This is a genomic window from Pseudomonas sp. COW5, assembly GCF_026240005.1.
Classification (GTDB): domain Bacteria; phylum Pseudomonadota; class Gammaproteobacteria; order Pseudomonadales; family Pseudomonadaceae; genus Aquipseudomonas; species Aquipseudomonas kribbensis.
In genome coordinates this window covers 1,667,474-1,680,794 of sequence record NZ_JAPHVP010000001.1, presented here as the reverse complement: position 1 = coordinate 1,680,794, position 13,321 = coordinate 1,667,474, and the positions used below count along the sequence as shown (strand labels likewise).

Below are 13,321 nucleotides of genomic sequence, written 5' to 3'. Positions count from 1 at the left end.
GGGCTTGCCCGCGAATGCGGTGGTTCAGTCGACATTAAAGTTGGCTGAAACGCCGCTTTCGTCGGAGCGTCGTCCGGAGCAGGCTCGCTCCCACATTGTTGAACTGTGTGTTTGTTAGGTTTCTGTTGGAGTCTGGCAATGCCGTTACGCGAAGAATGTCTGTGGGAAAAACTCACGCCGCAACGACCGGATAACCCGGCGCTCAGGGGCGAGGTCAAAGTCGATGTCTGTGTGATCGGCGCCGGGTTTACCGGGCTGTCGGCGGCGCTGCATCTGTTGGAGAAGGGCAAAAGCGTCTGCGTGCTCGAAGCTCATCGCGCCGGGCAGGGTGGTTCCGGGCGCAATGTCGGGCTGGTCAACGCCGGGATGTGGATCCCGCCGGACGAGATCGAAGCCGGATTCGGCGAGGCGGTCGGCAGCCAGCTCAACCGCATGCTCGGTGCGGCCCCGGCGCTGGTGTTCAGCCTTGTGGATAAATACAACATCGATTGCCAGTTGCGCCGCGAAGGCACCCTGCATATGGCGCACAATGCCAAGGGCGAGGCGGATCTGCGCAGTCGCGAAGAACAGTGGAAACGCCGCGGTGCGCCGGTCGAACTGCTGACCGGCAAAGCCTGTGAACAGGCGACCGGTACGCAAAAGATTGCCGCTGCGCTGCTGGACCGACGTGCCGGCACGCTCAATCCGATGGCGTATGTCACCGGGCTGGCGAAAGCCGTGTCTGGGCTCGGCGGGCAGATGTTCGATCATTCCCCGGTCACCCGCCTTGAACGTCAGGGCCAGCAATGGTCGGTGCAGACCGGGCAGGGCTCGGTGCAAGCCGAGCAAGTGGTCATTGCCTCCAACGCCTACACCGAAGGCGACTGGACCGAACTCAAACGCAATTTCTTTCCCGGTTACTACTATCAGGTCGCCTCGGTGCCGCTCACCGAAGATGCGGCTCAGGAAATCCTTCCGGGCGGGCAGGGCTCCTGGGATACCCGCCAGGTGCTCAGCAGTATCCGCCGCGACAAGGACGGGCGACTGTTGCTGGGCAGTCTCGGTAACGGCAATCAGAAACCGACCTGGTTCCTCAAGGCCTGGGCCGACCGGGTGCAGCAGCATTACTTCCCCAATCTCAAACCCGTGGAGTGGGAATGCACCTGGACCGGGCGCATCGCGTTCACCCCCGATCACTTGATGCGTCTGTTCGAGCCAGCCCCCGGATTGGTGGCCGTCACCGGTTACAACGGCCGTGGCGTGACCACCGGCACCGTGGTCGGCAAAGCCTTCGCCGACTACTTGTGTAACGGAAATCCTCAGGCCTTGCCGATTCCCTTTGCACCGATGCAGCCCCTGACAGGCGTTGGCCTGCGCAGTTGCCTGTACGAGGCCGGGTTCTCGCTGTATCACGCGGGCCAGTGCCTGCGCATCGTCATCTGAGTGTTGAAATATGTTGCCGGAAGCGGCGCTTTTCGATGTAGCGACTAGCCTGTAATGGTGCGGGTTGTAGCAGTCCCGCACCAGCAGTGTGCAGTTCGGTGACGCGGGCTGTTACAGGCTGGTTGCACGTCGTTTGGCGCCGCGGTTGCAATGATGGCGCGTGCGGGTTGCGCCTGAAAAAACAAATGGTTTCACCTTCCGCGGTTTAGACGGTTGCACGCCCAATGAAAATGGGAACGAAACAGTCGAAAAAACAAGAAAGCAGCGACTTTTTGAAGAATAAAAAACCGATGGCACGGCCCTTGCTCTGAGCAATCCAGTGAAGTCGCAGTGCCAACTAAAAAAAACCTTGGAGCACCACCTCATGTCCCAGACGTTTTACAAGAAAGGCTTTCTGGCCCTCGCAGTGGCTACTGCGCTGGGTGTTTCTGCGTTTGCACAAGCTGATGTGAAAATCGGTGTGGCGGGCCCCATGACTGGCGCCAACGCGGCATTTGGCGAGCAGTACATGAAGGGGGCACAAGCGGCGGCCGATGCGGTCAACGCGGCGGGCGGCGTCAACGGGGAGAAAATCGTCCTGGTCAAAGGCGATGACGCCTGCGAACCGAAACAGGCGGTGACGGTCGCCAAGGACCTCACCAACCAGAAAGTCGCCGGTGTGGTCGGCCACTTCTGCTCGTCTTCCACCATTCCTGCGTCGGAGATCTACGACGAGGCCGGCATCATCGCGATCACCCCGGGTTCCACCAACCCGCAAGTGACCGAGCGCGGCCTGAGCGCCATGTTCCGTATGTGCGGCCGTGACGACCAGCAAGGCATCGTCGCCGGCGACTACATCGTCGACGTGCTCAAGGGCAAGAAAGTGGCCGTGCTGCACGACAAGGACACCTACGGTCAGGGCCTGGCCGATGCGACCAAGGCACAGCTGGAAAAACGCGGCGTGAAGCCGGTGCTGTACGAAGGTCTGACCCGTGGCGAGAAAGACTTCAGCGCCGTGGTCACCAAGATCCGCGCGGCCGGTGCCGACGTGGTCTACTTCGGCGGCCTGCACCCGGAAGCCGGTCCACTGGTCAAGCAACTACGTACCGAAGGCCTGAAAGACGTGAAGTTCATGTCTGACGACGGCATCGTGACCGACGAACTGGTGACCACCGCCGGTGGCCCGCAATACGTCGACGGCGTGCTGATGACCTTCGGCGCCGACCCGCGCCTGCTGCCGGAAAGCAAGACTGTCGTGGATGCCTTCCGCAAGGCCGGCACCGAGCCTGAGGGCTACACCCTGTACGCCTACGCCTCGATCCAGGCCCTGGCTGCCGGCTTCAACGGCGCCAAGTCCAACAAGGGCGAAGACGCTGCCAAATGGCTGAAAGCCAACCCTGTGAAAACCGTGATGGGCGAGAAGACCTGGGACGCCAAGGGCGACCTGAAAGTCTCCGACTACGTGGTCTACCAGTGGGACGCGACCGGCAAATATCACCAGCTGGAAAAGCAGAAGTAAGGGCTGACGCGATCGGCTGACCTCCGCAGAACTTCTGTGGGGGCAGTCCGGTCGTGGCTGACATTGCTCCGACGTAAATCTGTATTTTTCCTAGAAGAACCGCGCGCCCCCGGGTGTGCAGGTTCTCACTGCGTGAGATTGCGTTATGGATGGTATTTTCCTGCAGCAACTGGTCAACGGCCTGACCCTCGGGTCGGTCTATGGCCTGATCGCCATCGGCTACACAATGGTCTACGGCATCATCGGCATGATCAACTTCGCCCACGGCGAGGTTTACATGATTTCCGCTTACCTCGCGGCAATCAGTCTGGCTCTGCTGGCTTACTTCGGTATCGAATCCTTCCCGCTGCTGATGCTCGGCACACTGGTCTTCACCATCGTCGTCACGGGGGTGTATGGCTGGGTCATCGAACGCATCGCCTACAAACCACTGCGCAACTCCACCCGACTGGCACCGCTGATCAGCGCCATCGGTATCTCCCTGATCCTGCAAAACTATGCCCAGATCAGCCAGGGCGCCCGTCAACAGGGTGTTCCGACGCTGCTCACCGGCGCCTGGCGCATCGATGTCGGCTCGGGCTTCGTCCAGCTGACCTACACCAAGATCTTCATTCTCGTCGCGGCGTTCGTCGGGATGGGCCTGCTGACCTACGTGATCAAGTACACCAAGCTCGGCCGCATGTGCCGCGCCACCCAGCAAGACCGCAAAATGGCCTCGATCCTGGGGATCAATACCGACCGGGTGATTTCCTACGTGTTCATCATCGGTGCAGCGATGGCGGCCCTGGCCGGCGTGCTGATCACCATGAACTACGGCACGTTCGACTTCTACGCAGGCTTCGTCATCGGCATCAAGGCGTTCACCGCCGCGGTGCTCGGCGGGATCGGCTCGCTGCCTGGCGCCATGTTGGGCGGGATCATCCTCGGGATCTCCGAGTCGCTGTTCTCGGGCCTGGTCAACTCCGACTACAAAGACGTGTTCAGCTTCTCGCTGCTCGTACTTGTTCTGGTCTTCCGGCCTCAAGGCCTGCTGGGCCGTCCTCTTGTGTCGAAGGTGTAAGCGATGTCTTCAACCACTACAAAATCCATTGATGTCAAAAAAAGCCTGGTTGAGGCGATTCTCGCCGGTCTGATCGCCCTGATCGTGTTCGGGCCGATTGTCGGTGTGGTACTCGACGGCTACAGCTTCAACCTCGAAGCGACCCGCGTGGCGTGGATCATTGCCATCGTCATGGCTGGCCGCTTTGCCTTGAGCTTGTTCCTGCAAACCCCCAAGGGCCTGAAAATCCTCGAAGGATTCGAAAGCACAGGCTCCGGCGTGCACGTGCTGCCCGCCGATCACAAATCCAGGCTGCGCTGGATCATCCCGCTGCTGATCGTGCTGGCGGTGATCGTGCCGTTTGTTTCCAACTCCTACCTGCTGGGCGTGGTCATCCTCGGACTGATCTACGTGCTGCTGGGGCTGGGATTGAACATCGTGGTCGGTCTGGCGGGCCTGCTCGACCTCGGTTACGTGGCGTTCTACGCCATCGGTGCCTACGGTCTGGCGCTCGGTTATCAGTACCTCGGGCTGGGTTTCTGGACGGTGCTACCGCTGGCGGCGATCACCGCCGGCCTTGCCGGTTGCATCCTCGGTTTCCCGGTGCTGCGCCTGCACGGTGACTACCTGGCGATCGTGACCCTCGGTTTCGGTGAAATCATCCGTCTGATCCTCAACAACTGGCTGTCCCTGACCGGCGGCCCGAACGGCATGCCGGCGCCACTGCCGACCTTCTTCGGCCTGGAGTTCGGCAAGCGGGCGAAGGATGGCGGGGTGCCGTTCCACGAGTTCTTCGGCATCGCCTACAACCCGGACGTGAAGTATTACTTCATCTACGCGGTGCTGTTCCTGGTGGTGCTGGCCGTGCTGTACATCAAGCACCGTCTGGTGAAGATGCCGGTCGGCCGCGCCTGGGAAGCCCTGCGTGAAGACGAGATCGCCTGCCGCTCGATGGGCCTCAACCACGTGCTGGTCAAGCTCTCGGCGTTCACCATCGGTGCGTCCACGGCGGGTCTGGCGGGTGTGTTCTTCGCCACTTACCAAGGCTTCGTCAATCCGACCTCGTTCACCTTCTTCGAATCTGCGCTGATCCTCGCCATCGTCGTGCTCGGCGGCATGGGCTCGACCATCGGTGTGGTGATCGCAGCGTTCGTGCTGACGGTCGCCCCGGAATTGCTGCGCGGCTTCGCCGAATACCGCGTGCTGCTGTTCGGGATCCTGATGGTGTTGATGATGATCTGGCGACCGCGCGGGCTGATCCGCATCAGCCGTACCGGGGTCACTCCACGCAAAGGTGCCATTCACTATGAGAGGACTGCGCCATGAGTGAAGTCGTACTCTCTGTTGAAAAACTGATGATGCACTTCGGTGGCATCAAGGCCTTGAGCGACGTCAGCCTGAAGGTCAAACGCAATTCGATCTTCGCCCTGATCGGTCCCAACGGCGCCGGCAAGACCACGGTGTTCAACTGCCTGACCGGGTTCTATAAAGCCTCCGGCGGCAAGATCGAACTCAACGTGCGCGGCCAGCAGACCAACGTCATCAAGCTGCTGGGCGAATCGTTCAAACCGACCGACTTCGTCTCGCCGAAAAACTTTGCCAGTCGCCTGTACTACAAGATGTTCGGCGGCACTCACCTGGTGAACCGCGCGGGCCTGGCCCGGACGTTCCAGAACATTCGCCTGTTCAAGGAAATGTCGGTGCTGGAAAACCTGCTGGTGGCCCAGCACATGTGGGTCAACCGCAACATGCTGGCCGGCATCCTCAACACCAAGGGCTATCGCAAGGCCGAAAGCGATGCGCTGGACTGCGCGTTCTACTGGCTGGAAGTGGTGGACCTGGTGGACTGCGCCAACCGTCTGGCCGGTGAACTGTCCTACGGCCAGCAACGCCGTCTGGAGATCGCCCGGGCCATGTGCACGCGGCCGCAGATCATCTGCCTCGACGAACCGGCCGCCGGCCTCAACCCTCAGGAAACCGAAGCGCTGAGCGCGATGATCCGGCTGCTGCGCGACGAGCACGATCTGACCGTGGTGCTGATCGAACACGACATGGGCATGGTAATGAGCATTTCCGATCACATCGTGGTGCTGGACCACGGCATCGTCATCGCCGAAGGCGGTCCGGACGATATCCGCCACGATCCGAAGGTGATTGCGGCTTACCTGGGCGCCGACGAAGAGGAAGTCGTATGACGCAACCCATCCTCGAACTCAAGGATCTGGACGTGTTCTACGGCCCGATCCAGGCCCTCAAAGGCGTCTCGCTGCAGATCAACGAAGGGGAAACCGTCAGCCTGATCGGCTCCAACGGTGCGGGCAAGTCGACGCTGCTGATGTCTATCTTCGGCCAGCCACGGGCGGCGGGCGGGCAGATCCTCTATCAGGGCGTGGACATTACCCACAAGTCATCGCATTACATTGCCTCCAACGGCATCGCGCAGTCGCCGGAAGGGCGGCGGGTGTTCCCCGACATGACCGTCGAGGAAAACCTGCTGATGGGCACCATCCCGATTGGCGACAAGTACGCCAAGGAAGACATGCAGCGCATGTTCGAGCTGTTCCCGCGGCTCGAAGAGCGTCGCACCCAACGGGCAATGACCATGTCCGGCGGCGAGCAGCAGATGCTGGCCATCGCCCGGGCCCTGATGAGCCGTCCCAAGCTGTTGCTGCTGGATGAGCCGAGCCTGGGGCTGGCGCCGATCGTGGTGAAACAGATCTTCGCCACCCTGCGGGAACTGGCGAAAACCGGCATGACCATTTTCCTCGTCGAGCAGAACGCCAACCACGCGTTGAAACTGTCCGACCGGGCGTACGTGATGGTCAACGGCGAGATCCGCCTGACGGGCACCGGCAAGGAACTGCTGGTGAACGAGGAGGTGCGTAACGCCTATCTCGGCGGGCACTGAGTTCTCAGGTTTTCCACAGCGATACAGAGCCCCGAGACGCGAGTCCCGGGGCTTTTTTGTATCCAGAATCGATCACGATCCACGCCATTCCCGAAATTGTGGAAAACAAAATCACCAACCTGCCAAAGCGCGACATATAGACGCTGCAAATGGCTGTTTTTCCACAGTTTTGACTTGTCCCCGTTTGCTGTGGAGCCGGCTGTGAATAACGTGGGAGTAGCTGGCTGAGAACCTTTAAAACCGTGGCTTGCAGGCGTGCGGTTGTTTTTTGATCAGGGCTTTTCCCGGTTGCTGGAGACCCGTTTGTCAACCTTTTTATGGCCATGGCAAAACAGACGAATGCATGTGGGCAAGCCTGTGGATAAGTCTGTGATTAAACTCTGGAAAGACTGCGCTGAGGGCCGTGATTACTGGCCCTGCGCAATCACGGTGGTGACTGGTCGGTCGTGCAGAATGCCTTGCCCGGCACAATCGGCGGATCAGGGTCAAGCGAAAAACTTTGCTTTTGCCGCGCAAAGCCTTGTGTGGCGCGGCTTTGCGCTTTTCCACTTGCCCCCGGAAACTGTGGAAGGGCTTGTGGATAACATGCGTGCATGTGGCTACAGGCCACGCTATTCAAGGCGTTGCGAGGGTTGATCAATTTATGAGCAGAAATGCACGCCAGCCGGTGGTTGCTCGTGAATGCCGGGCCGGGCATGCTGCCTGCTGATTTTCTATTCCAATGGCTGCCCCGGGTGGCCGAAGCAAGGAGAACACGATGTCCAACACCCTGTTTATCACCGGCGCGACGTCCGGTTTTGGTGAAGCCTGCGCCCGTCGTTTTGCCGAGGCCGGCTGGAAACTGGTGCTGACCGGTCGTCGTGAAGAACGCCTCAACGCGCTCTGCGCCGAGCTGTCGAAGCAGACCGAAGTGCATGGCCTGGTGCTGGACGTACGTGATCGCAAGGCAATGGAGGAGGCGATTGCCAACCTGCCGCCATCCTTCGCCAAACTGCGTGGACTTATCAACAACGCCGGGCTGGCGCTGGGCGTAGACCCTGCACCGAAGTGCGACCTCGACGATTGGGACACCATGGTCGACACCAACGTCAAAGGCCTGATGTACAGCACTCGCCTGTTGCTGCCACGCCTGATCGCCCACGGTCGCGGCGCCGGCATCGTCAACCTCGGTTCCATCGCCGGTAACTACCCGTACCCGGGCAGCCACGTTTACGGCGCGACCAAGGCGTTCGTGAAGCAGTTCTCGCTGAACCTGCGTTGCGACTTGCAGGGCACCGGTGTGCGCGTCAGCAACATCGAGCCGGGCCTGTGCGAGAGCGAGTTCTCGCTGGTGCGTTTCGCCGGTGATCAGGCGCGTTACGACGCGACCTACGCCGGTGCCGAGCCGATCCAGCCGCAGGACATCGCCGAGACGATTTTCTGGGTGTTGAATGCCCCGGCGCACATCAATATCAACAGCCTGGAACTGATGCCGGTGAGCCAGACCTGGGCGGGTTTTGCCATCGAGCGCAACAAGGTTTAAGACCGCTTAACGGCCCATCGCCAGCGGGCCGGCTCCCACATTGATTGCATTTTAATTTGGGAGCCAGCACGCTGGCGAAGAGGGCAAATCGGCCAAAATCTGGCAGTAAGGTAGACTCATCCCTCAACAACCCCACCGCACCCTGCGGTTTTCAAGGTTTTTCGAGGAGTCAAAGTGAGTAACCGAGGTGAGCAGTCGCTGCTCAAACAATCGACCCTTCTGATGTTCGCCGTGTCGATCGCCGGGATCGCCACCGGTTTTGTTTCGGGTTCCCAGTCCATCCTGTTCGATGGCTTTTTTTCGCTGATTGCCACGTTCATCAAAGTCCTGATGCTGATCACCGCGAAGCTGATCGCCAAGCAAAGCAACCAGCGCTTCCAGTTCGGTTTCTGGCACCTGGAGCCGATGGTGCTGCTGATCGAGGGCAGCTTCCTGCTGCTGATTGCGATCTACGCGTTTCTCAATGGCGTGTTCGGCATCATCAATGGCGGTCGTGAGATCGAACTGGGTCTGGTGATCATCTACGCGGCGGTGTTTACCGTTGTCGAGTTCGCCTACTTTTTCTACGTGCGCCACCGCAATCGCAAGCTCAAATCGAGCCTGATCCAGTTCGACAACATCAGCTGGCTGGTGGACGCGATGCTGTCGGTGGGCCTGTTGATCAGTTTCCTCGCGGCGCTGCTGCTCAAGTCCCAGGGCTATGGCGAATGGGCGAAGTTCGTCGACCCGCTGATCCTGATCGTGCTGGCCCTGACCATGCTGCCGCCGGCCTTCAAGATCCTCGGTCCGGCGCTGCGTGATGTGCTCGGCATTGCGCCGGACACGCTGGATGAGCAGGTGCGCGAGGTGATGGAGGCGGCGAAGGTCGAGCATGGTTTCGACGATTACGTGTCCTACGTGCAGAAGCACGGGCGGGCGCGGTTCATCGAGATTCATGTGGTGTTGCCGGCGGATTACCGGTTGCAGAGCGTCGGCGAGCTGGATGTGCTGCGCGAGCAGATTTCCGCGAAGCTGGGCAAACCGGACGCGGCGCGCTGGCTGACCATCAGCTTCACCGGCGACAGGAAGTGGATTGCCTGATGTTGTGTGGCGAGGGAGTTGCTCCCTCGCCACTGCTGTCAGCTCATATAGTCGGCGAGGCCGCGATAGCAGGTCGCCAAGTGATACGGCGTGGTCGACGGCATGTCCTTGCGGCTGACCTCGCCCTGCTCGTCGCGGCATTCATGCCAGCCACCGGCATGCAAGAAGCGCTGCTGCAATGCCTGCAACTGGCGCAGCACGACGGCTTCGCTGCCCGGGCGCAAGGTCAGGGCGCGCAGGTATTCGGCCTGGGCCCAGATGCGCTGGGTCGAATCTTTCGGCCGCCCGTCCATATTCAGATCGAGCATGGCCCGCACGGCACCGGACGATTGCACCACGCCGTACTGCTCGGTGAAGGCAAAGGCCCGGTCCAGCGCGGCATGCAGTTTCGAGCCGCGCAGCAGGGGCGAAGACTCCAGCAGGAAATACCACTCGAACTGATGGCCCGGCTCATACCAGTTATCCACAGCTCCCAGCGGTTTTTCCATCAGCACACCGGCCTGCGGATCGACGAAGTGCTTGTGCATGGCTGTGCATAACTCGCTCAGCGCCTGCTTGACCTGCCCATCCTCGCGCACGGCCAAAGTGGCCAGGAAAGCTTCGGCCAGGTGCATCAGCGGGTTTTGCAGCGGGCCGGTTTCCAGGGTGATCCAGTCGCGTTCGAGGCAGGCTTCGTAGAGGCCGTCACCGGTGGCGAAACGTCGGCCGATGACTTCCAGTGCAGCGTTCAGGGTCGATTCCACCAACGGTTCGCGAGACTTGTCCCAATAGTGCGCGCAGGCGAACAGGATGAAGGCGTGGGTGTAGAGATCCTTGCGCTGATCCAGCGGTTTGCCCTGCGGGTCGATGCTGTAGAACCAGCCGCCGAACTCGGCATCGTGGAAGTGCCGTTGCAGGGAGCGGAACAGCGCGGCCGCGCGGACTTCGGCGTTATCCACAACCCCGATCAGGCTGGAAAACAGGTACAGCTGCCGTGCACAGGCCATGGCCCGATAGCGCTGCGGTAGCAGTGGCTGATGTGCGGCGTCCAGCGCCTCGTAAGGCAGCGCCATGTCAGCGTTCCAGCCCGATCCTTGCCAGAGGGGCACGATCACGTCCAGAAAGTGCTGTTGCACTTCACCGAACAGGGTGGTCAATTCAGGCAGGGAGGCGGAGCGGGAAGCGTGGGGCATGGGCGGACGTCGTCACGGCAGGGGCGATTGCGCGACATGGTAGCAGAGCAACGGCGTGATGAGACGCGGTGTCTGTCAGTCCGCTATCGCCAGCAGGCTGGCTCCCACAGGTTTTGTTTACACTGCAAATCCATTGTGGGAGCGAGCTTGCTCGCGAAGAGGCCTGATCAGGCGATAGAAATCATCCGGCCAGCAACCACGCGCCGGTCACCGCCGAAGCGGCTCCGGCCAGTCGCACCAGCGGCGCGGCAGCCTGAGGCAGAAAACGCACGACCGCATAACCCGTTGCATGCAGGGCAGCTGTCGCGACCACGAAACCGGCGGCATACGCCCACGGGCTCGACATATCCGGCAACTCCAGACCGTGGGCCACGCCATGGAACAGCGCAAACAGCGCCGTCGCCGCCACCGCCATCACCAATGGCGGACGCACCGCCAGCGCCACCGCCAGGCCCAGCGCCAGCACCGACGCGGCAATCCCGCTTTCCAGCGCCGGCAACTCCAGCCCTTCAAAGCCGAGCAGGCCGCCGATCAGCATGGTGCCGACAAATGTGCACGGCAGCGCCCAGCGCGCCGCGCCTTGCTGCTGCGCCGCCCACAGGCCGACGGCCACCATCGCCAGCAAATGGTCGAGGCCGCCGATCGGGTGGCTGATACCGGCCACCAGGCCAGAGTCGCCATGGCCGGGGTGAGCGAAGGCCAGTGCCGGAGTCAGCAGGAGTGCGACGGCGCCGAGAATGCGTTTGAGTGTCATGGAGAAGCTTCCTTGTTGATCAGTGAATCAGGCTGCAGTCAGCAGGCCCTGGCGTTCGATGAAGGCAATGATGTCTTCCAGGCCCTGACCGGTTTTCTGGTTGCTGAACACGAACGGCTTGCCGTTGCGCATGCGTTGGGTGTCGCTGTTCATCATCTCCAGCGAGGCCCCGACCAGCGGTGCGAGGTCGATCTTGTTGATCACCAGCAGGTCGGATTTGCAGATGCCGGGCCCGCCCTTGCGCGGCAGCTTGTCGCCGGCCGACACGTCGATCACGTAGATGGTCAGGTCGGACAGTTCCGGGCTGAAGGTCGCGGAAAGGTTGTCGCCACCGGACTCCACCAGAATCAGGTCCAGCCCCGGAAAGCGCCGGTTCAGTTGATCCACCGCTTCGAGGTTGATCGACGCGTCTTCGCGGATCGCCGTGTGCGGGCAGCCGCCGGTTTCCACGCCGATGATGCGTTCCGGCGCCAGGGCTTCGTTGCGCACCAGAAAGTCGGCGTCTTCACGGGTGTAGATGTCGTTGGTCACCACCGCCAGGTTGTAGCGCTCGCGCAGCGCCAGGCACAGGGCCAGGGTCAACGCGGTTTTGCCGGAACCGACCGGGCCGCCGATGCCGACGCGCAGAGGTTGTGTGTTCATGTGATTCTCCAGACTGAAAGGCCCTAGGAACGGAACAGGCGGCTGTACTGGCGCTCGTGGGCCATGCACGCCAGGGACAGACCGAACGCGGCGCTGCCGAGGTGTTCGGGATTGATTCGGGTGGCGTCCTGCTGGGCCTGTTGCAACAGCGGCAGCAGTTCGCTGGTCAGGCGCTGGGCGGCTTGCTGGCCCAGCGGCAGGGTTTTCATCAGCACCGCGAGCTGGTTTTCCAGCCAGCTCCACAGCCAGGCGGCGAGGGCGTCCTGCGGGCTGATTTGCCAGGCGCGGGCCGCCAGTGCCCAGCACAGGGCCAGGTGCGGTTCGGCGCAGTGTTCGAGAAAGTCCCGCGCGGCCTGATCGAGTTCCGGCAAGCCGTTGAGCAATTGCTGCAACGAGTAGCCCATCTGCCGGCTCTCCAGATGCAGCTCGCGGGTTTCGCGGCTGGCGCGGTGGCTTTCGCAGATACGCAGCAGGTCATCCCAGTTTTCATCCGCGGCGGCCTGGCAATGGGCGAGTAGCAGGGGAGCCTCGAACCGGGCGAGGTTGAGCAGCAATTGATCGCTGATCCAGCGCCGGGCGCTGTCCGGGTTATTCACTCGGCCGTTATCCACAGCCATCTCCAGACCCTGGGAATAGCTGTAGCCGCCAATCGGCAGTTGCGGACTGGCCAGGCGCAACAGCGCCCAGGCCGGGTTCACAAACGGACGCCGAACTGATGCAGTTTCGGCGCGTAGTTGAAATCTTCTTCACCGTGCCGCGAATGGTGATGGCCGCCACCGTAGGCGCCGTATTCCGGCTGGAACGGGGCTTCGATGGATTCGACCTGCGCACCGAGTTGCTCAAGCATGGCTTTGAGTACGTAATCGTCGAGCAGGCGCAACCAGCCGTCACCGACTTGCAGCGCCACATGGCGATTGCCCAGGTGATAGGCCGCGCGGGTCAGTTCGAAGGCATTGGCGCAGGTGACGTGCAGCAGTTGTTCGGGGCGGGCGCAGACCCGGACGATCCGGCCATCTTCAGCCTGCAGGCATTCGCCGTCATGCAGCGGCGGCTGGCCGCGCTCCAGAAACAGTCCGACGTCTTCGCCTTCGGCACTGAAACAGCGCAGGCGGCTTTTGCTCCTGGCTTCGAAGATCAGGTGCAACTCGGCGGCCCAGACGGGTTGTGGGTCGATTCTGCGATGAATCACCAGCATCGGAAAGCTTCCTGCTAAGAACAATGCTCAGGCTAGAGCAAGGGGCTTGCCAATCGGACGAGACGTAGGAAAACCCTGTCGGAGACTAG

Annotated in this window: 13 protein-coding genes; 8 read left to right on the top strand and 5 right to left on the bottom strand. The window is 61.4% G+C overall.

Features of this window, described 5'->3' with window-relative positions; translation table 11 throughout:
- Positions 1-138: 138 nt before the first annotated feature.
- From OQ248_RS07685 to OQ248_RS07650, 8 genes are all read left to right on the top strand, one after another.
- Positions 139-1,422 (top strand): FAD-binding oxidoreductase, encoded by a 1,284-nt coding sequence (locus OQ248_RS07685; RefSeq protein WP_265812487.1) that lies wholly within the window; start codon positions 139-141, stop codon positions 1,420-1,422.
- 364 nt (positions 1,423-1,786) lie between these two features.
- The gene (locus OQ248_RS07680) at positions 1,787-2,920 is read left to right on the top strand and encodes an ABC transporter substrate-binding protein (protein WP_085711176.1); all 1,134 of its coding nucleotides are present in this window, start codon (positions 1,787-1,789) and stop codon (positions 2,918-2,920) included.
- Positions 2,921-3,065: 145 nt separating this feature from the next.
- Positions 3,066-3,980: a branched-chain amino acid ABC transporter permease gene (locus OQ248_RS07675; RefSeq protein WP_007950661.1), complete on the top strand. Its 915-nt coding sequence runs from the start codon at positions 3,066-3,068 to the stop codon at positions 3,978-3,980.
- A gap of 3 nt (positions 3,981-3,983) precedes the next feature.
- On the top strand, positions 3,984-5,285 hold the full coding sequence (gene livM, locus OQ248_RS07670; RefSeq protein WP_085711177.1) for a high-affinity branched-chain amino acid ABC transporter permease LivM: 1,302 nt from the start codon (positions 3,984-3,986) through the stop codon (positions 5,283-5,285).
- Positions 5,282-6,154 (top strand): ATP-binding cassette domain-containing protein, encoded by an 873-nt coding sequence (locus tag OQ248_RS07665; protein WP_065258801.1) that lies wholly within the window; start codon positions 5,282-5,284, stop codon positions 6,152-6,154. Before livM ends, OQ248_RS07665 begins: the two co-directional genes overlap by 4 nt.
- Entirely contained in the window at positions 6,151-6,867 is a 717-nt protein-coding gene (locus tag OQ248_RS07660) for an ABC transporter ATP-binding protein (RefSeq protein ID WP_007950655.1), read from the top strand. The genes OQ248_RS07665 and OQ248_RS07660 overlap by 4 nt, the downstream gene beginning before the upstream one ends.
- 757 nt (positions 6,868-7,624) lie before the next feature.
- On the top strand, positions 7,625-8,389 hold the full coding sequence (locus OQ248_RS07655) for an SDR family oxidoreductase (protein ID WP_115076362.1): 765 nt from the start codon (positions 7,625-7,627) through the stop codon (positions 8,387-8,389).
- Between the two features lie 174 nt (positions 8,390-8,563).
- Positions 8,564-9,469 (top strand): cation diffusion facilitator family transporter, encoded by a 906-nt coding sequence (locus OQ248_RS07650; protein WP_265812486.1) that lies wholly within the window; start codon positions 8,564-8,566, stop codon positions 9,467-9,469.
- Between the two features lie 38 nt (positions 9,470-9,507).
- Here OQ248_RS07650 and OQ248_RS07645 read toward each other — a convergent pair whose 3' ends face one another.
- The 5 genes from OQ248_RS07645 to ureE all read right to left on the bottom strand — a co-directional run bounded on the left by OQ248_RS07645 (position 9,508) and on the right by ureE (position 13,232).
- Complete coding sequence (locus OQ248_RS07645; RefSeq protein WP_265812485.1) at positions 9,508-10,641, bottom strand: AGE family epimerase/isomerase; 1,134 nt, start codon at positions 10,639-10,641, stop codon at positions 9,508-9,510.
- Between the two features lie 181 nt (positions 10,642-10,822).
- Positions 10,823-11,395: a HupE/UreJ family protein gene (locus OQ248_RS07640; RefSeq protein WP_102620118.1), complete on the bottom strand. Its 573-nt coding sequence runs from the start codon at positions 11,393-11,395 to the stop codon at positions 10,823-10,825.
- A gap of 27 nt (positions 11,396-11,422) precedes the next feature.
- A complete protein-coding gene (gene ureG / locus OQ248_RS07635) occupies positions 11,423-12,037 on the bottom strand; it encodes an urease accessory protein UreG (RefSeq protein WP_007950645.1) in 615 nt (204 codons plus the stop codon).
- Between the two features lie 23 nt (positions 12,038-12,060).
- Positions 12,061-12,735 (bottom strand): urease accessory protein UreF, encoded by a 675-nt coding sequence (locus tag OQ248_RS07630; RefSeq protein ID WP_265812484.1) that lies wholly within the window; start codon positions 12,733-12,735, stop codon positions 12,061-12,063.
- The gene (gene ureE / locus OQ248_RS07625; RefSeq protein WP_265812483.1) at positions 12,732-13,232 is read right to left on the bottom strand and encodes an urease accessory protein UreE; all 501 of its coding nucleotides are present in this window, start codon (positions 13,230-13,232) and stop codon (positions 12,732-12,734) included. Before ureE ends, OQ248_RS07630 begins: the two co-directional genes overlap by 4 nt.
- Between the last annotated feature and the right edge of the window lie 89 nt (positions 13,233-13,321).

What these genes read in the sequence shown, in the direction of transcription:
- OQ248_RS07685 (WP_265812487.1), top strand. Translation starts at nt 139, where the DNA reads ATGCCGTTACGCGAAGAATGTCTGTGGGAAAAACTCACGCCGCAACGA.
- OQ248_RS07680 (WP_085711176.1), top strand. Translation starts at nt 1,787, where the DNA reads ATGTCCCAGACGTTTTACAAGAAAGGCTTTCTGGCCCTCGCAGTGGCT.
- OQ248_RS07675 (WP_007950661.1), top strand. Translation starts at nt 3,066, where the DNA reads ATGGATGGTATTTTCCTGCAGCAACTGGTCAACGGCCTGACCCTCGGG.
- livM (WP_085711177.1), top strand. Translation starts at nt 3,984, where the DNA reads ATGTCTTCAACCACTACAAAATCCATTGATGTCAAAAAAAGCCTGGTT.
- OQ248_RS07665 (WP_065258801.1), top strand. Translation starts at nt 5,282, where the DNA reads ATGAGTGAAGTCGTACTCTCTGTTGAAAAACTGATGATGCACTTCGGT.
- OQ248_RS07660 (WP_007950655.1), top strand. Translation starts at nt 6,151, where the DNA reads ATGACGCAACCCATCCTCGAACTCAAGGATCTGGACGTGTTCTACGGC.
- OQ248_RS07655 (WP_115076362.1), top strand. Translation starts at nt 7,625, where the DNA reads ATGTCCAACACCCTGTTTATCACCGGCGCGACGTCCGGTTTTGGTGAA.
- OQ248_RS07645 (WP_265812485.1), bottom strand. Translation starts at nt 10,641, where the DNA reads ATGCCCCACGCTTCCCGCTCCGCCTCCCTGCCTGAATTGACCACCCTG.
- OQ248_RS07640 (WP_102620118.1), bottom strand. Translation starts at nt 11,395, where the DNA reads ATGACACTCAAACGCATTCTCGGCGCCGTCGCACTCCTGCTGACTCCG.
- ureG (WP_007950645.1), bottom strand. Translation starts at nt 12,037, where the DNA reads ATGAACACACAACCTCTGCGCGTCGGCATCGGCGGCCCGGTCGGTTCC.
- ureE (WP_265812483.1), bottom strand. Translation starts at nt 13,232, where the DNA reads ATGCTGGTGATTCATCGCAGAATCGACCCACAACCCGTCTGGGCCGCC.